Source organism: Corynebacterium tardum (assembly GCF_046717785.1).
In the GTDB taxonomy this organism is placed as follows: Bacteria; Actinomycetota; Actinomycetes; order Mycobacteriales; family Mycobacteriaceae; genus Corynebacterium.
In genome coordinates, this window is record NZ_CP177104.1 from 413,683 (window position 1) to 433,845 (window position 20,163).

A 20,163-nucleotide genomic window follows, 5' to 3' on the forward strand; every position below is an offset into this window, starting at 1 on the left:
GCTTATGAAAGACAGAGGAATTACGGCCACTGGTATTCATGCTGGCTATAAGGATGGGGAAGACATTCTGTCGGGCGTTGACTTGGTGGCCCGCCCGGGCGAAATCACTACGCTCATTGGGCCGAATGGTTGCGGCAAGTCCACGTTGCTGAAGACCTTGTCTAAAATTCTTCGCCCGCGCCAGGGGAGCGTGCACATCGGCGAATTGGACGTGCACGCCATGAGCCCGAAGGAAGCAGCTGCCCACGTGGCACTGCTTCCGCAGCAGCCGACGGCGCCGGACGGGCTACGGGTAGGCGAGCTCGTCGCTCGTGGCCGATACCCGCACCTGGGCCGTGGCCGGGGACTGTCTACGAAAGACCGCGACATCATTGCGCAGGCCTGCGTGGAGACTGGCATTACGGACTTCATCGACCGTGACATCGCCGCACTCTCGGGTGGCCAACGCCAGCGGGTGTGGCTCGCGCTTGCTTTGGCGCAGGATACGCCTGTGCTGCTTCTCGACGAACCCACAACTTTCCTCGATCCAGCCCACGCCATTAGCGTTCTGGAACTTGTGCGCAGACAAGCCGATGTGGGGAAGACCGTTGTCGTCGTGCTGCACGACCTGATGTTGGCTGGGCAGTACTCCGACACCATGGTGGTCATGAACAATGGCGAGGTCATCGCGCGGGGCACTCCCCGCCAGGCATTGACGAAAGATGTGCTGGCAGCTGCCTATGGCATCGACGTTGAAATCTGGGATGACCCGCGAAGCGACGCCCCCGTCATCGTTCCGCGTGGGGTGCTCGGCACGTCAGCATCCCCATAAAGAAACCCAAGTAAAAAGCCCTCAGGGGAGCGATTTGGAGTTTCAGCAGGTCGGGTTGTAAAGTACCTAGCGAAGTTTGAACGGCCCGATGAGGCCGAGTCAAAGTTCACCGAAGACCGTCGGTCATCCTTTTAAAGGATCGAAGGTCCCTCATTCTAGAGGGCGGCCCACGCAGGAGACACTTTGCGAATTACCGCGGATTTCCGCGCGCGCCCTGTGCTCTTGCACGGGGCTTTTGTTATTTCGGTTGTCGTTAACGACAACCGAGGTGGGAAAGGTCCCGGCGGAAAACACAAGAGATGTTTCGAAAGGAGGCGAAGTAGAAGATGGCAAACCCGAAGAACACCGCAGACCTCGCGGCACTGAAGGAGAAGCTCGATGGTGCTAACTCCATCGTGCTCACCGAGTACCGTGGCCTGACCGTGGGTCAGCTCCAGGAGCTGCGTAACAACCTCGGCTTTGACGTTGAGTACTCCGTCGCCAAGAACACCCTTTTCAAGATCGCTGCCAACGAAGCTGGCATCGAGGGTCTTGACGAGCACCTGACTGGCCCGACCGCTATCGCGTTCATCAAGGGCGAGGCAGTGGATGCTGCGAAGGTCATCACCAAGTTCGCTGATGACAACAAGGCACTCGTTATCAAGGGTGGCTACATGGACGGCAACGCTCTGTCTGCCGACCAGGTTGAGGCCATCGCCAAGCTGGACAACCGCGAGACCACCCTCGCAAAGCTGGCTGGCGCCATGAAGGGTTCTATGGCAAAGGCTGCCGCCGTATTCAACGCTCCTGCAACCAAGATGGTCCGCACCGCTGCGGCCCTGCAGGACAAGAAGGCTGCGGAAGCTTAAGACGCCGATTAAAGGCGCACAATTACACACACAAATTCATCTGGCTGCCTAAGGCGGCCAGGAAAACTGAGAAAGGATGCCAATCATGGCTAAGCTCACCAAGGACGAGCTCATTGAAGCTTTCAAGGAAATGACCCTCATCGAGCTCTCCGAGTTCGTCAAGGAGTTCGAGGAGGTCTTCGACGTGGAGGCCGCCGCTCCGGTTGCTGCTGTTGCTGCTGGTGCCCCGGCTGCCGGCGGTGCCGCTGAGGAAGAGAAGACCGAGTTCGACGTCGTTCTGACCGACGCTGGCGCTAAGAAGATCGGCGTTATTAAGGCTGTCCGCGAGCTCGTCTCCGGCCTGGGCCTGAAGGAAGCTAAGGAAATGGTTGAGGGTGCTCCGAAGGCCATCCTCGAGGGCGCTTCCAAGGACGACGCTGAGGCCGCTAAGGCTAAGCTCGAGGAGGCTGGCGCTTCCGTCGAGCTCAAGTAATTCACCTGAGTTACTTCAGCTTTTCCGCGCAGCACATTCGCTGCGCACCAACAACCCCGACCGCTCTGCGCGGTGCGGGGTTGTTCCCGTTTTGAGGGCCGAAGTGTTATGTATTGACACTAGTGTCGGGAAAGGACACTATTAGGGTCGCGCAATTTCGGAGTAGGAGTTTGGAACGGCGGGCTCAATTCGCAGTGGCGCATCATGTTCCAGTGGACACCCGAAGGAGCTGTTGACGTTGACTTTATCGACTACCACTGACGCGCAAACTCATGTTGATGTTGTTCCCGTTCCCCATCCTGGGGAAATTCTTCTTCTAGAATTCCTTAACCCGTGCGGTATTACCCAGTATCGACTGGCCAACGACATTGGCACTACTCGTTCCCAAATTTCCAAAATCACGCGCGGCGCGCTCGGTATCAGTGCTGATATGGCTTTGCGTTTGTCGGCCTATTTTGGGAATTCCGCGGAGTTCTGGTTCGGACTCCAAGAGGAATACGATCTGTGGAAAGCTCGCCAGACCACCGATGTCAGCACCATCGTTCCGTGGAATCACAAAGAAGACGCTGACTCGCGTTCGAGGTAGGGGCCGCCCCTCGCAGCAGCCCCATAAATCTGAAACGCACCATCCGGGAAAATGTGTTTTGAGCAAGCGAATCGGTAGGATAAGCCACCATGCTGCCCAAGTCCCGCATCTTTTCCGTCCTCCTGCTCGGCCTCGGCGTTGCGCTGATTGCCGCCGGCCTGGCGGCGTCGAGCTTTTTGAGCTTTAGCCCGCGCCTTCCGCTGGACATTAAGGGCACCACGTGGACGCTGCAGGATGACAACGCTTCGGCCCAGCAGCTGTCTGCCGACGGCACCACGCAGTACGAAGGTCCGATGACCTATCAGCTCAACCTGGACGTCCAGGACCCGACGGACAAGGACACCGCGACGCTGCGGGTGGGGGAGTCCGCCATTCGCGGGGGTACCGGCAACGTAGAGGACTTAAGCTTTGCGCGCGTGTGGACCTACCCGGTCGATCGCTTAAGCGGTGAGGCCACCGGCCCGGCCGCCTTGTCCCACACGTTGGGTTCGCCCACGGCCGAGGTGCCGGTGGAGGGCTACTGGATGAAGTTCCCTGCTGAGGCCGAGCAGACCACCTATCCGGTCTTTGACCCGGTGCTGCGTAAGGCCGCGGATGCTGTCTTCGAGGAGTCCCTCGACATCGACGGGCGCACGGTCTACCGTTACCACCAGGAGATTGAGCCCACGAACGTGGCCACGCTGTACGCGGGAGGGACCACGACCACGTTGGAGAACGAGGACGGCTCGACTGAGCAGGGCTACCTCTACCACGGCGCCAGCCGGGACCTGTACGTGGACCAGGTCACCGGGCTCGTGGTGGGCATGGAGGTCGATATCCGGGACTACTGGGGCGACCGCGCGGGCGCCGAGCGTGAGGTGCAGTTCGCGTTTGCTGGCGCTACCGACGAGGAATCCCGCGCGGAACTCCTCCAGCAGGCAGAGCGCTTCCCGCGCAGCGCGGTGGGGCAGTGGCTGCGCTGGGGGGGCATCGGTCTCGGTGCGGTGTTGGCTCTGGTGGGGCTGCTGGGTGCTTTCCGACGACCCACGGCTCGCCACTCCGACTAGACTCCCCCAGCTAGCCTCCCGGGCGCTGCTCGCGTGGGAGCGACACGCCATAAAGGCGTTTGCTCTTTACAAGTTGGCCTTTATGCTATAGGCTATTTCGTTGCGCTGGAATCTGGATCTTCGGTGCGCATTTAGCCTTTCGAGCGGTGATGGCAAAACCGGCTTGACAAGGTGATTTTGTGCATTCTGAACCCAGTCGTTCCACAGCAGACCGAATGCTAAATTTACCAGCGGTTTTGCGCTTCGTCGGCCAGGGCGAGGTGGCAATCCGCGAGAGGTACTGGAAGGACCCATCTTGGCAGTCTCCCGCCAGACCAAGTCAGTGGCCAACATCCCTGGAGCCCCGAAGCGATACTCCTTCGCTAAGATCAGCGAGCCCATCGCTGTCCCGGGCCTCCTTGATCTACAACTCGACTCCTACGCGTGGCTCATCGGCACCCCCGAGTGGCGCGAACGCGAGCAGGCAGAGCGCGGCGATGACGCACGCGTGACGAGCGGCCTTGAGGATATCCTCGAGGAGCTTTCTCCGATCCAGGACTACTCGGGCAACATGTCCCTGTCCCTGTCGGAGCCTCGCTTCGAGCCGGTGAAGAACACCGTGGACGAGTGCAAAGAGAAGGACATCAACTACTCGGCGCCACTGTACGTCACCGCAGAATTCATTAACAACGACACCCAGGAGATTAAGTCCCAGACCGTCTTCATCGGCGATTTCCCGATGATGACCGATAAGGGCACCTTCATCGTCAACGGCACTGAGCGCGTTATCGTCTCGCAGCTCGTGCGTTCCCCGGGTGTGTACTTCGATCAGACCATCGATAAGTCCACCGAGCGCCCGCTGCACTCCGTGAAGGTCATTCCTTCCCGCGGTGCGTGGCTCGAGTTTGACGTCGACAAGCGCGACACCGTCGGCGTCCGTATCGACCGTAAGCGTCGCCAGCCGGTGACGGTGCTGCTCAAGGCTCTGGGCTGGAGCGAGGAGCAGATTAAGGAGCGCTTCGGCTTCTCCGAGCTCATGATGTCCACCCTGGAGTCCGACGGCGTGTCCAACACCGACGAGGCTCTGCTGGAGATCTACCGTAAGCAGCGCCCGGGCGAGCAGCCCACGCGTGACCTTGCGCAGGCTCTGCTGGATAACTCCTTCTTCCGCGCCAAGCGCTACGACCTGGCCAAGGTGGGCCGCTACAAGGTCAACCGCAAGCTGGGACTGGGCGGCGACCACGACGGTCTCATGACCCTGACCGAGGAAGACATTGCTGTCACCCTCGAATACCTGGTGCGCCTGCATGCCGGCGAGCGTGAGATGAAGGCTCCGAACGGCGAGACCATCGCCATCCACACCGACGACATTGACCACTTTGGTAACCGTCGTCTGCGTACCGTGGGCGAGCTAATCCAGAACCAGGTCCGCGTCGGCCTGTCCCGCATGGAGCGCGTCGTCCGCGAGCGCATGACCACCCAGGACGCGGAGTCGATCACCCCGACCTCCCTGATTAACGTCCGCCCGGTTTCCGCTGCCATCCGCGAGTTCTTCGGTACCTCCCAGCTCTCGCAGTTCATGGACCAGAACAACTCCCTGTCCGGCCTGACCCACAAGCGCCGCCTGTCCGCGCTGGGCCCGGGCGGTCTGTCCCGTGAGCGCGCCGGCATTGAGGTGCGAGACGTGCACGCTTCGCACTACGGCCGCATGTGCCCGATTGAGACCCCCGAGGGTCCGAACATTGGTCTGATCGGCTCGCTGGCGTCCTACGCCCGCGTCAACGCCTTCGGCTTCATCGAGACCCCGTACCGCAAGGTCGTGGACGGCAAGGTCACCGACCAGGTGGAGTACCTGACCGCCGATGAAGAGGATCGCTTCGCCATTGCCCAGGCGGAGGTTGAGAAGGATGCCGATGGCACCCTGACCGGCGACCGTATTGAGGTCCGCCTCAAGGACGGCGACATCGGCGTGACCGACGCTTCCGGCGTGGACTACGTCGACGTGTCCCCGCGCCAGATGGTGTCTGTGGCAACCGCCATGATTCCGTTCCTCGAGCACGACGATGCTAACCGTGCCCTCATGGGCGCGAACATGCAGCGTCAGGCCGTGCCGCTGGTGCGTTCCGAGGCCCCGTACGTGGGCACCGGCATGGAGCAGCGCGCTGCGTACGACGCCGGCGACCTCATCATCACCCCGAAGGCGGGTGTGGTGGAGAACGTCACCGCAGACCTCATCACCATTATGGATGACGAGGGTCAGCGCGATACCTACATGCTGCGCAAGTTCGAGCGCACCAACCAGAACACCAACTACAACCAGACCCCGCTGGTGTCCCTGGGTGAGCGTGTGGAGGCAGGCCAGGTGCTTGCCGACGGCCCCGGTACCCACAACGGTGAAATGTCCCTCGGCCGCAACCTGCTGGTTGCCTTTATGCCGTGGGAAGGCCACAACTACGAGGACGCCATCATCCTCAACCAGCGCATCGTGGAGGAGGACATCCTCACCTCGATCCACATCGAGGAGCACGAGATCGATGCGCGCGATACCAAGCTGGGCCCGGAGGAGATCACCCGCGAGATCCCGAACGTCTCCGACGACGTCCTGCGTGACCTCGACGAGCGCGGCATCGTCCGCATCGGTGCTGACGTTCGCGCCGGCGACATTCTGGTGGGTAAGGTCACCCCGAAGGGTGAGACCGAGCTGACCCCGGAGGAGCGCCTGCTGCGCGCCATCTTCGGCGAGAAGGCCCGCGAGGTGCGCGATACCTCCATGAAGGTCCCGCACGGTGAGACCGGTAAGGTCATCGGCGTCTCCCGCTTCTCCCGCGAGGACGACGACGACCTGGCCCCGGGCGTCAACGAGATGATCCGCGTCTACGTGGCTCAGAAGCGCAAGATCCAGGACGGCGATAAGCTGGCCGGCCGCCACGGTAACAAGGGTGTTGTGGGCAAGATCCTGCCGCCGGAGGACATGCCGTTCATGGAGGATGGCACCCCGGTGGACATCATCCTCAACACCCACGGTGTGCCGCGTCGTATGAACATCGGTCAGGTCCTCGAGGTCCACCTGGGCTGGCTCGCACACGCCGGCTGGAAGATCGACACCGAGGATCCGGCCAACGCCGACCTGCTGAAGAAGCTGCCGGAAGAGCTGTACGACGTCCCGCCGGAGTCCCTCACCGCGACCCCGGTCTTCGACGGTGCCACCAACGAGGAAATCTCCCGCCTGCTGGCCTCCTCCAAGCCGAACCGCGACGGTGACGTCATGGTGGATGAGCACGGTAAGGCCCGCCTCTTCGATGGCCGCTCCGGCGAGCCGTACATGTACCCGGTCTCCGTGGGCTACATGTACATGCTCAAGCTGCACCACCTGGTGGACGAGAAGATTCACGCCCGCTCCACTGGTCCGTACTCCATGATTACCCAGCAGCCGCTGGGTGGTAAGGCACAGTTCGGTGGCCAGCGCTTCGGCGAGATGGAGGTGTGGGCAATGCAGGCATACGGCGCTGCCTACACCCTGCAGGAGCTTCTGACCATCAAGTCCGATGACGTCGTCGGCCGTGTCAAGGTCTACGAGGCAATCGTCAAGGGCGATAACATCCCGGATCCGGGCATCCCGGAGTCCTTCAAGGTCCTCCTCAAGGAGCTGCAGTCCCTGTGCCTCAACGTGGAGGTTCTCTCCACCGACGGCACGCCGATGGAACTGTCCGGCTCCGACGATGACGACATGGATGGAGCACCGTCCCTGGGCATTAACCTGTCCCGCGACGAGCGCTCCGACGCTGACATCGCCTAAGAGCTGCCTCATAGCTGCCTAGTTGCTTGGTCCGCCTCCGTAAACGGGGCGGGCATAAAGAATTATTTAACTCATAACAAGCCATCAACTTCCCCCGCCACGGGGGATGAAAGGGAGACATTACGTGTTTGACGTAAATCTCTTCGACGAGCTCCGTATCGGTCTGGCCACCGCCGACGACATTCGCCGCTGGTCCAAGGGCGAGGTCAAGAAGCCTGAGACCATTAACTACCGAACCCTCAAGCCGGAGAAGGACGGCCTCTTCTGCGAGCGCATCTTCGGCCCCACCCGCGACTGGGAGTGCTCCTGCGGTAAGTACAAGCGTGTCCGCTACAAGGGCATCATCTGTGAGCGCTGTGGCGTCGAGGTGACCAAGTCCAAGGTGCGTCGTGAGCGCATGGGCCACATCGAGTTGGCCGCTCCGGTCACCCACATCTGGTACTTCAAGGGCGTTCCTTCCCGCCTGGGCTACCTGCTGGACCTGGCTCCGAAGGACCTTGAGCGCATCATCTACTTCGCGGCCAACATCATCACCTCCGTGGACGAGGAAGCTCGCCACAACGACCAGCCCACCCTGGAAGCTGAAATGCTGCTGGAGAAGAAGGACGTGGAGGATGACGTCGAGTCCGAGATCGCTGAGCGCGCTGCCAAGCTCGAGCAGGATCTGGCCGAGCTGGAGGTCGCCGGTGCCAAGGCCGACGCGCGCCGCAAGGTCCAGAACGCTGCCGACAAGGAGATGCAGCACATCCGCGAGCGCGGCGAGCGCGAGGTTGCTCGCCTCGACGAAATCTGGAACACCTTCATCAAGCTGGCTCCGAAGCAGATGATCATCGACGAGACCATCTACGAGGAGCTCGTTGACCGCTACGAGGATTACTTCACCGGCGGCATGGGCGCTGAGGCCATCCAGACCCTGATCCGTAACTTCGACCTCGAGGCCGAGGCTGAGGTTCTCAAGGAGATCATCAACAACGGCAAGGGCCAGAAGAAGATGCGTGCCCTGAAGCGCCTCAAGGTCGTCGCGGCCTTCCTGCGCTCGGGCAACGACCCGGCCGGCATGGTGCTGGACGCCATCCCGGTGATCCCGCCGGAGCTGCGCCCGATGGTGCAGCTGGACGGTGGCCGCTTCGCTACCTCCGACCTCAACGACCTCTACCGTCGCGTGATCAACCGCAACAACCGCCTCAAGCGCATGATCGACCTCGGCGCCCCCGAGATCATCGTGAATAACGAGAAGCGCATGCTGCAGGAGTCCGTGGACGCGCTCTTCGACAACGGCCGTCGCGGCCGTCCGGTCACCGGCCCGGGCAACCGCCCGCTGAAGTCCCTGTCTGACCTGCTCAAGGGTAAGCAGGGCCGCTTCCGCCAGAACCTGCTGGGTAAGCGCGTGGACTACTCCGGCCGTTCCGTGATTATCGTCGGCCCGCAGCTCAAGCTGCACGAGTGTGGTTTGCCGAAGCTCATGGCTCTGGAGCTGTTCAAGCCCTTCGTCATGAAGCGTCTGGTGGAAAACGACTACGCGCAGAACATCAAGTCCGCCAAGCGCATGGTGGAGCGCCAGCGCCCCGAGGTGTGGGACGTGCTGGAAGAGGCCATTTCTGAGCACCCGGTCATGCTGAACCGTGCGCCGACCCTGCACCGCCTGGGTATTCAGGCCTTCGAGCCGAAGCTGGTGGAGGGTAAGGCCATCCAGCTGCATCCGCTGGCCTGTGAGGCCTTCAACGCCGACTTCGACGGCGACCAGATGGCAGTCCACCTGCCGCTGTCCGCCGAGGCACAGGCAGAGGCCCGCGTGCTCATGCTGGCTTCCAACAACATCCTGTCCCCGGCATCCGGTAAGCCGCTGGCTATGCCGCGTCTGGATATGGTTACCGGCCTGTACTACCTCACCATGGATAAGGGTGAGGACGAGATCGGTGGCGCGGGTCGCTACCGCGAGGCCACCGAGGATCAGCCGGCACAGGGCGTGTACTCCTCCTACGCGGAGGCCATCATGGCCCGTGACCGTGGCGTGCTGGGCCTGCAGGCCCCGATCAAGGTGCGCATCTCGCACCTGCGTCCGCCGGCAGACATCGAGGCCGAGCACTTCCCGGACGGCTGGCAGAAGGGCCAGGCCTGGATGGCAGAGACCACCCTGGGCCGCATCATGTTCAACGACCTGCTGCCGTGGAACTACCCGTACCTCGAGGGCGTCATGGTCCGTAAGGGCGGCGCCGGCAACAAGATGCTGCTCGGTGACGTCATCAATGACCTAGCCGCGAAGTACCCGATGATCACCGTTGCCCAGGTGCTGGACAAGATGAAGGACGCTGGCTTCTACTGGGCCACCCGTTCCGGCGTGACCATCACCATGGATGACGTTCTGGTCCTCCCGAACAAGCACGAGGTGCTCGAGTCCTACGAGAAGGAAGCAGAGCGCATCGAGCGTAAGTACTGGGAGCAGGGCGCTCTGACTGAGCGCGAGCGTTACGACCGCCTGGTGGAGCTGTGGAAGGACGCAACGGACACGGTGGGTAAGGCCGTCGAGGACATGTACCCCGATGACAACCCGATTCCGATGATCGTGAAGTCCGGTGCTGCCGGTAACATGCGTCAGATCTGGACCCTGGCCGGCATGAAGGGCATGGTTGTGAACTCCAAGGGTGACTACATCACCCGTCCGATTAAGACCTCCTTCCGTGAAGGCCTGTCGGTTCTGGAGTACTTCAACAACTCGCACGGTTCCCGTAAGGGGCTGGCGGATACCGCTCTGCGTACCGCCGATTCCGGCTACCTCACCCGTCGTCTGGTGGACGTGGCGCAGGACGTCATCGTCCGCGAAGAGGACTGCGGCACCCGCCAGGGCGTGCGCGTCCCGCTGGGCGTCGAGGTGGCTCCGGGCTCCTACGACCTGCACGAGCTGTGGGAGACCTCCGCATCTGGCCGCGTCGTGGCTAGCGACGTCAAGGATGAGAACGGCGAGGTCATCGCTGAGGCCGGTTCCGACCTCACCGAGGAGCTCAGCCGCAAGATCGTCAACGCTGGCGTGCTGGAGATCAAGGTCCGCTCCGTGCTGACCTGCCAGACCCCGTCCGGCGTGTGCGCGAAGTGCTACGGCAAGTCCATGGCCTCCGGCCAGCTGGTCGATATCGGCGAGGCCGTCGGCATCGTGGCTGCCCAGTCCATTGGTGAGCCGGGTACCCAGCTGACCATGCGTACGTTCCACCAGGGCGGTGTCGGTGGCGATATTACCGGTGGTCTGCCGCGTGTTCAGGAGCTCTTCGAGGCCCGTAACCCGAAGAACCGCGCTCCGATCGCCTCCGTTGACGGCACCGTGTCCCTGTCCGATGAGGGCAACTTCTGGACCCTGACCATCACCCCGGATGACGGTTCCGACAACGTGGTCTACGAGAAGCTGTCGAAGCGCCAGGGCCTGGCTCAGGTTCGTCGCCCGATGGAGTCCAACCCGGATGCCATGATTGAGCGCTCCCTGCGCGACGGTGACCACGTCACCACCGGTGACCGCCTCATGCGTGGCGCGGCTGATCCGCACGACGTGCTCGAGGTCCTCGGCCGCCGCGGCGTGGAGAAGCACCTCATCGACGAGGTTCAGGCTGTCTACCGCGCACAGGGTGTGGCCATCCACGACAAGCACATCGAGATCATCATCCGCCAGATGCTGCGCCGCGGTACCGTCATCGACGCCGGTACCACGGACCTGCTGCCGGGTAACCTCATTGACCTCTCTGAGGCCAAGCAGGTCAACGCGGCACAGGTTGCGGAGGGCGGCCAGCCGGCTCAGCTCCGCAGCGAGATCATGGGTATTACCAAGGCCTCCCTGGCTACGGAGTCCTGGCTGTCTGCGGCCTCCTTCCAGGAGACCACGCGTGTGCTTACCGACGCCGCCATTAACAAGCGCTCGGACCAGCTCATCGGCCTGAAGGAGAACGTCATCATCGGTAAGCTGATTCCGGCCGGTACGGGTATTTCCCGTTACCGCAACATCAGCGTCAAGCCGACTGAGGCTGCACGCAACGCCGCGTACTCCATCCCCACCTACGGTGATTCCATCTACGGCGACGACGGTTTCGGTGAGTTCACCGGCGCCTCCGTGCCGCTGGAGGAGGACTACACCTTCTAAGGCCACCGGCTAGGCGCACGCACGCCGTGCGCTGTAGTCTTGAACCCCCGCTTTACCCTTCCTGGGTGAGCGGGGGTTCTTCTTTTGAGCTCGGATTCACCGGTGCCATAGACCCGTCGATGGCTTGGGTACTTGCAGTGGTGCTAGTCGGACCGTGTGTTAACCTTCCGCCAGCTCGACGTGTTAGGGGAACTCGTCGCGGCTATTTTCGAGCAGAATTCTGTGAGGGTCATGGTGGCTGCCTACCTAAGGGACAGCGTCGTGCGCCACATTGCGTAGGTCAGAAAACGCGGTGGGGTGCACTTGCGCGGCTAGCGGGAGACACAGTGCTTGTCGACGTCTTCTCCCGCCCCTACGATTCCGATGACATCACCAACGCCGCTCAATATAAGAGGGAACAAAGTGGGACACGGCAAAAGAGTCCGCAAAACCTCAGGTAAACTTTGGGTGTGATACTAGTAACCTTTTAATGTTTCTGGCGTTTCACTGGGTGGAATTTGGGGGTAAATATAAGTAATTGACCACTTGATATACGGAAGTATTAATGTATAGTGAGCTCACCTTAAGTTATGTGCAAAAAGTTAAATGAATGTACACGTTGTGCACATGGCGTAATCTCAGTAAGATTTCAGCTTGAGTCCAGTCGAATACGTGGACATCCCGAATAATCCAGGGCTGTCAGTGGCTGCTCTGGACCGTTCTCTAAATTCCCTAAGGAAAGGACTTCTTCATGAAGGTGAAGAACTTCAACGGCACTGTACGCCGTCGTGGAACCACGATTGCTGCTGCCGCGCTCTCTGTTTCTTTGATTGCACCGTTCGTGCACCCGATTGCTGCTCCGCAGACTGCTGCGGTTGCTCAGGCTCAGGATGCTTCTGCCTCGGAAACCGCAGGGGATGCAAAAATCATCGACGCAGATGCTATTGCAAGCGGTCAGGTGACTAGGGCCTCTAACCTTACTGACTCCCTGGGGGTTGGTAAGAATGTCGTGTCCGGTCGAGCTCAGATTATTAACCCGGTTCAGGCCGCACAGCTGACTTCTACGTGGGATGGCTTCCAGCCGGTTCCTGGAAATCAGAAGGTATATCTTCAGTGGATTGACGCGAATGGCGCCGTCTCGCCGGTTTACTCCGCTGTCACGCATGACCTGAAGGGTGCTGGTGAGGGCGTCTATGCCTTTGAGCTTCCTACGTGGACGGATGGTGCTGGTAAGGAGCACAAGTTTGTTGCTGCGGCTTCTCAGCGCTACCGCATTTGGGGCGAAGATTTTGTGAACCCTGAAACCGGTAATGAACTTCGTCAGCTGCGTAGTGCGCCTGGTTACACTCCGTTCACTTACGGAAGGGGTTCGGGTGAGGGCCTCGGAGACTTCCCGGGTAGTGCAGGCACCGCTTCGAACACTGCAAAGACGGGTATTTGGTTCTACGAAGCGCCGAATGACTATGTGAAGTCTGACAACTTGGTCGAAACCACGGAAGACGAGTTCGTCGCTCCGGCAATCGTTTCCCCTGGTAAAATCTCCGGCCAGGTTTGGCTTGAGACGGACCGAAACCTTGAAAATCAGCTTCTGTCCGGTGCAACCAAGAATGCGAAGGATCCGGTTGCTTCGGGCTCGACCGTTTGGGCCTCTGTGCTGAGCGACGCTGGAATTCAGCGAAATAATGAGATTTGGAGCCTCCCGGCTGAGCAGCGCGCATCTGCTACCAAGGAGATGCTGCAGGATAAGAACAATCTTGCAAAGACGGGCTACGCGGTTGTTAACGAGGATGGTAAGTACACCATCGACCTCGGTGAGGACTACGATCCTGACAACCTCTACATGTGGGTGACTGATGCAAACGGCGACGTTATCTCCACCTACTCGTCGTTTACTCAGCCTGTGTTTACGAACCCGCGCAAGAACTTGGCTTGGGCACCGACTTCTGACCCGCTCGTGTACAGGAACTACGCATACAACGTAAACTTCGCGGCTATTGCCCTCCGAGAAGCTTCTCTTGACATCACCAACTTCGACATGACTGATAAGCCGGCTGCCCCCGGTGCAACGGCCAAGCTTGAGCTGAGTGGTCGCCTCGGTGAGGTCGACAACGTTATCGAGTGGAGGAACTCCAAGGGTGACGCCTTGAAGTCCTGCGATGTAGCCTCCGTGTCCGAACCGGGCGACTGTGCAACGTTTGAAGTTCCTTCCGACGCGAAGGACGGCGAGGTATTCCACGCAGTTCTGATTTCCAATGGAAACGAGGCGTCAGCAGACTCGTTTATCGTGTCTCTGAAGACCTCTGTTGATGATTCTGGCGTGAAGCCGGTTGAGCCGACTGCTGATGAGCAGGATTCTGGCATCAAGGTTTCTAACCGTGATGATGACACGAAGGTGTCTGCTAAGGATGAGGACGGTAAGGACGTTCCGGCCAAGATTGATGACAACGGCAATGTTGTTGTTACTCCGGGTGAGGATGTTGATGGTCCGATTACCGTGACTGTTGAGGATCCGGATCTTGATGGTGGTAAGGCCGTGGTTGAGGTTCCGGTTAATGGTCACAAGAAGGGCCAGGACGACAACAACTCGGATAAGGCTCCGGCTACCTCTGTTGATGATTCCGGTGTGAAGCCGGTTGAGCCGACTGCTGATGAGCAGGATTCTGGCATCAAGGTTTCTAACCGTGATGATGACACGAAGGTGTCTGCTAAGGATGAGGACGGTAAGGACGTTCCGGCCAAGATTGATGACAACGGCAATGTTGTTGTTACTCCGGGTGAGGATGTTGATGGTCCGATTACCGTGACTGTTGAGGATCCGGATCTTGATGGTGGTAAGGCCGTGGTTGAGGTTCCGGTTAATGGTCACAAGAAGGGCCAGGACGACAACAACTCGGATAAGACCGAAGAGCCGGGTACCAACCCGACCACTCCGGAAGGCCCGAAGGATACCGATGGTGACGGCATCCCGGATTCTGAGGACACCGACGATGACAACGATGGTGTCAACGATAAGGATGAAGAGGCTGCTGGCCTGGATCCGAAGAACCCGGATTCTGATGGTGACGGCACGAAGGACGGCGACGAGGACGCCGATGGCGATGGCAAGACCAACGCTGAGGAGTCTGACGCTGATTCCGACAAGATCACCGATAAGGACGGCGATAAGAAGGCCGACCTGATTGATGAGGACAACGAGGATGGTCCGACCGGTGACAAGGACGGCGACGGCATCGAGAACAAGGATGATGCTGATGCTGACGGCGACGGTGTCAACAACGATGACGAGAAGGAAATCGGCACTGACCCGCTGAAGACCGACTCTGATGGTGATGGCAAGTCTGACGGTGAAGAGGACTACGACAAGGACGGTAAGTCCAACGCTGAGGAGTCCGATGTTCCGGAAGATGGTCGCGCTGACGACACCGACAACGACGGCCTGGGTAACCCGGGCGTAACCGACAAGGGCGTCAATGGTAATGGCGAGGGGCCGAACGGCACCCCGGATATCCGTGAGACTGACACCGAAGAAGTTGCGCCGAAGGATACTGACGGTGACGGCATCCCGGATTCCGAGGACACCGACGATGACAATGACGGTGTCAACGATAAGGATGAAGAGGCTGCTGGCCTGGATCCGAAGAACCCGGATTCTGATGGTGACGGCACCAAGGACGGCGAGGAAGACAACGATGGCGATGGCAAGACCAACGCTGAGGAGTCTGACGCTGATTCTGACAAGATCACCGATAAGGACGGCAACGGTGTTGCTGACCTGACGGAGAAGGACACCGACGGCGACGGCATCCCGGATTCCGAGGACACCGACATTGATGGCGATGGCGTCAACAATGAGGATGAGAAGGCTGCTGGCCTGAATCCGGAGAAGAAGGATTCCGACGGCAACGGTGTTGAGGACGGTCAGGAGGACTCCGACGATGACGGCATCAAGAATGCTGACGAGTCGGATGAGAACTCCAAGACCATCACCGACAAGAACGACAACGGTGTTGCTGACCTGACGGAGAAGCCGGATGACGCTGCCGAGAAGCCGTCCATCGACGCTGGTTCCACCACCGACAAGGTTGTTGCTGACGGTGAGTCCCACGAGCTGGATGACACGGTCAAGAACCCGACCGAGGGCATGACTGGTGAGGTCATCGGTGAGAACGGCAAGGCTATCGACGGTGCCGAGGTCACTGTTGACCCGGAGACCGGCGAGATTTCTGTGACCGTCCCGGAGGGCACCAAGGCCCAGAACGCCACCGTTGAGGTCAAGGACAAGGACGGCAAAAAGGTCGGTGACATCGACATCGAGATCACCGAGCCGAAGGACAACACCGGCACCGGCGCCGCCGCTGGTGACGACGAGGGTGACGAGAGCCTGTCCTCCAAGATTGGTGAGCGTTGCTTGGCTACCGGCCTGGGCGCTGGTATCCCGCTGCTGTTCCTCATCCCGGTTGGTCTGGCTTCCCAGCTCAACATTCCGGGTCTGAAGGAGTTCGTGGCACCGATTGATGCACAGATTCAGGCGCTGAACACCCAGCTGCAGAAGCAGGCTGGCATCTTCCAGGGCCCGCTGGCTGGTCAGGCTGCTGCGTTCGACACTCAGCTCAAGCGCTTCGGTCTGAACGCTAGCTCCATCGCCCTGATTGCTGCTGGTGCGCTGGCTATCGGCCTCATCGCTGATGCCTGCACCCCGGGTGCTGGTTCTTCGGACGGTTCCTCTGAGGGTTCTTCCAAGTAAGAGGAGCAACAGGCTGCGCCACCTGTGATGGCGCCGCCGTTCGGGAAGGGCGTTATCTTCCCGCTCCTTAAAGTCGAAGGGATTTCCAGTAGTTCCGCAGTCACGGCGTTGCTGTGGCGGCGGGGGCTGCACACTATGGCCTTTAACTACTGCCTCTCACTGTTTGAGTAGGGACGGTTCGCGTAGGGGAAGAGCATATGCTACTTTCCTAACGCGTAACCGTTCTGTTATCCTCTCGAAGAATAATTTGCATAGAGTTAATTCTGCTGAAATACAGTAACGATATTTCAATACAGACTTGGGGCTTTCGAGAAGCTTTTCCTTTCCTTAAGCACTACACGAGAGTTCCCTTGGTGGCCGGCGCACTTAGAACCGGTCTCAGAGTGCCCCGTCGCGTAGGTCAGAGGACGCGACGGGGCACTGCGCAGTTTTCTGGCGTTCGGGGCTGGTCCCGGGTCGCTAGAAGTGGGGGAGTTGGGCTGGTCCCGGTAGACGTCGGCAAGCACATGCGTATCGGTAGTCTCGTTAGGCTGCGGGGAGCGGTGGCTGTTGCTGGGCGGACGCGAATACTGAGTGGTGTGGGCGCGCGGGCGCTTGCTAAGCTGTGGATGCTTTTTCGAAGTGTTCTTTCACTGGCTGTCGGCTTTCCTTGGGGAGGCGGTGCAGCCAATCAATTTTAACGTCACGGGTGCTTTTCCTGAACGCTTTGTGCTGTGTGCGCGGCTGCGCATGCGGGCACGAGGGGTGTTAGGGGAGGCTGAGACGCCGCGGGAGCGGTGAACCGTCGAACCTGATCCGGGTAATGCCGGCGAGAGGGAGGAAAAATGAATTCTGTATCTACTACCGGTGCCGCAGGTGCCACGCCGCAGCGCAGCCTGAACTGGCGCATCGTGGACATCGTGGTGGCATCCGTGCTCGGTGTGGCCTGTGGCCTCGTGTTCTTTGTGTGGAACACGGTGGGCTACGCCTGGTTCCAGGCCATGGACGCGCTCACGCCGGGTCTGGGCGGAATCGCCACGGGTATCTGGCTCATCGGTGGTGTGATCGGCGGGCTGGTTATCCGCAAGCCGGGTGCGGCGCTGTACGTGGAGTTGATTGCCGCGGTTGTCTCCACCCTGCTGGGCTCGCAGTGGAGTATTAGTACTGTGTACTCCGGCATCGCGCAGGGCATCGGTGTGGAGATCGTCCTCGCTATCTTCCTCTACCGCCGCTTCGGGTTGGGGGTAGCCATGCTCGGCGGCATGGCGGCCGGCTGGGGCGCATTCGTCCTGGAGCTGTTTACTTCCGGAAACCTGGGCAAGACGCTGCAGTTCAACATCATCTACTTCATTACCCTGAGCATCTCCGGAGCGATTCTGGCCGGAGCCGTGGGCTTCTTCGTGGTCAAGGCGCTGGCGAAGACCGGCGCGCTGGACCGCTTTGCGGTGGGCCGAGAACAGCACACCGTGTAGGCGTCGCCCCGCATTCCCTGTATTTTCCTTTCACTCCTTTGTCACGGGTAGGCCAATCCCCTTGGGCCTACGCGTGACTGTAACCCCCCTGTGCCTTAAGCCTATGGAGAATTTTGTTGCCGGTGCTACGCGGATTTCTGCCCGCGGGTACGGCTGGACGCACGCTGGGCGCACCGCGCCGGCGCTGGCGGATATTGATCTGACCATCGAGCCGGGGGAGAAGGTGCTGCTGTGCGGCGACTCCGGCTCCGGAAAGTCCACGCTGCTCGCCGCCATCGCCGGCGTGCTGGGCGGGGACGATGAAGGTACTCGTGTCGGCGAAATCCTGCTGGAGGACTCCCACGGGCAGGTAGAACAGCCCGGCCGGACCATCCCGGTGGGTCTGGTGCTCCAGGACCCGGACTCCCAGGTCATTGCTGCCAGGGTTGGAGATGACGTGGCTTTTGGCTGCGAGAACCTGGCCTACCCGCGCGAGGAGATCTGGCGGCGCGTCGGCGCGGCCCTGGATATGGTCGGTCCGTACGTCGACCTGGATTTTCCCACCGCGCAGCTCTCCGGCGGACAGAAGCAGCGCCTTGCCCTGGCGGGCGTCATTGCCATGGGCGCGGGCGTGGTGCTGCTGGATGAGCCCACAGCCAACCTCGATCCGGAGGGTGCCCGCGAGGTCATCGAGGCAGTAGCCGCCATGGCGGAGCGCACGGGTGCCACACTCGTCGTGGTGGAGCACCAGCACGCGGCGTGGCACGGGGTGCTCGACCGTGCGGTGGAGCTCAAGGATGGGCGCATCGTGGCGGACGGGCCGCTCGCTGAGGTCGTGGCTGAGCGCACGGTGGCGGATCTCCCGTCGGCGCGGGGCGCGGGCGTGGGCCGTGAACCCGCCCTGTGGAGTACGGACCTGGTCACGCGCTTCGGGCCGCCGCGCAGCTTTAGCCTGCCGCGGGGCGCATCCACGGTGCTCACCGGGCCAAATGGTGCGGGCAAGACCACGTGGATGATGACGGTGGCCGGGCTGTTGCCGGCGGAGTCGGGCGAGATTGGCGTGGCGGACTTCGTGCGCCGCGGCCTCAAGGGCTCGCCGCTGCAGTGGAAGTCCCGTCAGCTGGCTGATCGCATCGGCTTCGTCTTCCAGAACCCCGAGCACCAGTTCGTCGCCCGCACCGTGGCGGAGGAGCTGCGCGTGGGCCCGAAGGTCATGCGCCGCGAGGTTCCGGAAGCGCACATTGCGGAGCTTGTCGACGCCCTCCGGCTCTCCCACCTCCTCAACGCCAACCCCTTCACCTTGTCCGGCGGGGAGAAGCGCCGCCTGTCCGTGGCGACGGCCCTGGTAAGTGCGCCGGAGGTGCTGCTTCTCGACGAACCCACCTTCGGCCAAGACCCCCGCACTTTCAGCGAGCTGGTGTGGCTGTTGCGCCGCATGGTGGACGACGGCACGACGATTGCCTCAGTGACGCACGATCCGCTCTTCATCGCCGCCCTTGGCGACCACCGAGTGGAGGTGACCCGTGGCTAATCCGACGTCCGTGAGTGCGAAGGGTGCGTCGCCCGCCGGTCTTCTCACCAGGGTGAACCCGCTGACTCGCATCTTCCTCATGTTTGCGTGGGTCAGCCCGCTGCTGCTGTCGGTGGACTGGGTCTCCGCGGCGGTCTCCCTGGGGCTGACGCTGCTGCTGGGGCCGTTGTGCGGGGTGTCCTGGCTGCGCATGGTCAAGGCCGCCTGGTTCCTCTTCCTTATCGCCCCGATTTCAGGCATCTCGATGCTGCTCTACGGTGCCCCGGGTGGGCGCGAATACTTCACCCTGTGGCTCATCACGGTCAGCGATAACTCCATTGAACTCGCCATCGCCATCACCCTGCGCGTGTTCGCGGTGGCGCTGCCCATGGTGGTGCTGGCCCGCGCGATCGACCCCACCGAGCTGGGCGACGCCCTCTCCCAAATCCTCAAGTTGCCTTCCCGCTTCGTCATCGGCGCGGTGGCGGGCGTGCGGATGATGACGCTGTTCAAGTCAGATTGGCAGTTCTTGGGCATGGCCCGGCGAGCGCGCGGCCTGACTGATGAGGGCCGCATTAAACACCTCATCACCATGTCCTTCGGGCTGCTGGTGTTGGCTTTGCGTCGCGGCGGCAAGCTCGCTACGGCGATGGAGGCGCGCGGCTTTGGGCGCACACCACCCGGTGGCGGGCAACGCACGTGGGCGCGCCCCTCGCGCCTTGCGGCGCGGGATTGGCTGGTCATGGCCTTTGGCGTAGTGCTAGCCGCGCTTCCGGTGGTAGTTTCGGTGCTCAGCGGAGCCTGGAGATTCTTCGGGCTCTAAGGGCCAGAGCACGATTGAA

General features: G+C 61.1%; 11 protein-coding genes and 1 riboswitch. All 11 genes read left to right on the forward strand.

Going from position 1 to position 20,163, the window contains the following annotated elements:
- The first annotated feature begins 4 nt into the window (after positions 1–4).
- The 11 genes from ACLI1P_RS02005 (at position 5) to ACLI1P_RS02055 (ending at position 20,144) form a co-directional block, all read left to right on the forward strand.
- The gene (locus ACLI1P_RS02005; protein ID WP_408930043.1) at positions 5–811 is read left to right on the forward strand and encodes an ABC transporter ATP-binding protein; all 807 of its coding nucleotides are present in this window, start codon (positions 5–7) and stop codon (positions 809–811) included.
- Between the two features lie 326 nt (positions 812–1,137).
- Positions 1,138–1,659 carry a 50S ribosomal protein L10 gene (rplJ, locus tag ACLI1P_RS02010; protein WP_408930044.1) on the forward strand — a complete coding sequence of 174 codons (522 nt, stop codon included), beginning with the start codon at positions 1,138–1,140 and terminating at the stop codon, positions 1,657–1,659.
- Between the two features lie 85 nt (positions 1,660–1,744).
- A complete protein-coding gene (gene rplL, locus ACLI1P_RS02015) occupies positions 1,745–2,131 on the forward strand; it encodes a 50S ribosomal protein L7/L12 (RefSeq protein WP_408930045.1) in 387 nt (128 codons plus the stop codon).
- Positions 2,132–2,369: 238 nt separating this feature from the next.
- Positions 2,370–2,717 carry a HigA family addiction module antitoxin gene (locus ACLI1P_RS02020; protein ID WP_366780818.1) on the forward strand — a complete coding sequence of 116 codons (348 nt, stop codon included), beginning with the start codon at positions 2,370–2,372 and terminating at the stop codon, positions 2,715–2,717.
- 89 nt (positions 2,718–2,806) lie between these two features.
- Complete coding sequence (locus ACLI1P_RS02025; protein ID WP_408930046.1) at positions 2,807–3,763, forward strand: DUF3068 domain-containing protein; 957 nt, start codon at positions 2,807–2,809, stop codon at positions 3,761–3,763.
- A gap of 295 nt (positions 3,764–4,058) precedes the next feature.
- Complete coding sequence (locus tag ACLI1P_RS02030; protein ID WP_408930047.1) at positions 4,059–7,538, forward strand: DNA-directed RNA polymerase subunit beta; 3,480 nt, start codon at positions 4,059–4,061, stop codon at positions 7,536–7,538.
- 124 nt (positions 7,539–7,662) lie between these two features.
- The gene (locus tag ACLI1P_RS02035; protein ID WP_408930048.1) at positions 7,663–11,658 is read left to right on the forward strand and encodes a DNA-directed RNA polymerase subunit beta'; all 3,996 of its coding nucleotides are present in this window, start codon (positions 7,663–7,665) and stop codon (positions 11,656–11,658) included.
- Positions 11,659–12,388: 730 nt separating this feature from the next.
- The gene (locus ACLI1P_RS02040; RefSeq protein WP_411709289.1) at positions 12,389–16,381 is read left to right on the forward strand and encodes a hypothetical protein; all 3,993 of its coding nucleotides are present in this window, start codon (positions 12,389–12,391) and stop codon (positions 16,379–16,381) included.
- Positions 16,382–17,055: 674 nt separating this feature from the next.
- A riboswitch (TPP riboswitch) is annotated at positions 17,056–17,217 on the forward strand.
- Complete coding sequence (locus ACLI1P_RS02045; RefSeq protein WP_296134780.1) at positions 17,206–17,832, forward strand: ECF transporter S component; 627 nt, start codon at positions 17,206–17,208, stop codon at positions 17,830–17,832. Its footprint overlaps the riboswitch before it by 12 nt.
- A 103-nt stretch (positions 17,833–17,935) precedes the next feature.
- On the forward strand, positions 17,936–19,342 hold the full coding sequence (locus ACLI1P_RS02050) for an ABC transporter ATP-binding protein (protein WP_411709290.1): 1,407 nt from the start codon (positions 17,936–17,938) through the stop codon (positions 19,340–19,342).
- Positions 19,335–20,144, forward strand: a complete 810-nt coding sequence (locus ACLI1P_RS02055; RefSeq protein WP_296134784.1) for an energy-coupling factor transporter transmembrane component T family protein — start codon at positions 19,335–19,337, stop codon at positions 20,142–20,144. Before ACLI1P_RS02050 ends, ACLI1P_RS02055 begins: the two co-directional genes overlap by 8 nt.
- Positions 20,145–20,163 lie beyond the last annotated feature (19 nt).